Here is a 568-nt window from a genome sequence, read left to right as displayed (position 1 = left end):
CCAATGGTCTGTTGGCTTTTGGCGGAGACTTAGATCCACATAGAATTTTGAGTGGCTACTACCAAGGTATTTTCCCTTGGTATGGTCCAGGAGAACCCATTTTATGGTGGAGTCCTTCGCCACGTGCTGTGTTTGATCCTTTAACGTTTAAGCCATCAAAAAGTCTTAAAAAGTTTCAGCGGAAGCATCAATATAAAGTCACTATAAATCAAGCGACTGAGCACGTCATTCAACTTTGCTCGTCTACCCGGCCAGCAGATGAAACATGGCTGAATGAAGAGATGCAAGCCGCTTATATTCAGCTATCCAACCTAGGGCATTGCCACTCAGTAGAAGTATGGCATGACAACACGATTGTTGGCGGTTTATACGGCATTAGCGTGGGTCAACTTTTTTGTGGTGAGTCCATGTTCAGTTTGAAAGACAACGCATCAAAAATCGCGTTGTGGTATTTGTGCACGCATTTGGCGTCAAAGCATGGTCAATTAATAGATTGTCAGGTGATGAACCCGCACTTGGCATCCCTCGGCGCATTTGAACTTGACCGAGACGAGTTCATACAAAAGCT

At 44.7% G+C, this 568-nt stretch carries 1 protein-coding gene; it reads left to right on the top strand.

Annotated elements, in window-relative coordinates; all coding sequences use genetic code 11:
• A partial coding sequence (gene aat, locus R7Q46_RS29080) for a leucyl/phenylalanyl-tRNA--protein transferase (RefSeq protein WP_318078566.1) occupies window positions 1-568 on the top strand: 568 nt, incomplete at both ends.

This window comes from Vibrio sp. 811 (assembly GCF_033339195.1).
The sequence above is the reverse complement of the archived record's forward strand: the minus strand, read 5'-3'. Positions and strand labels throughout refer to the sequence as shown.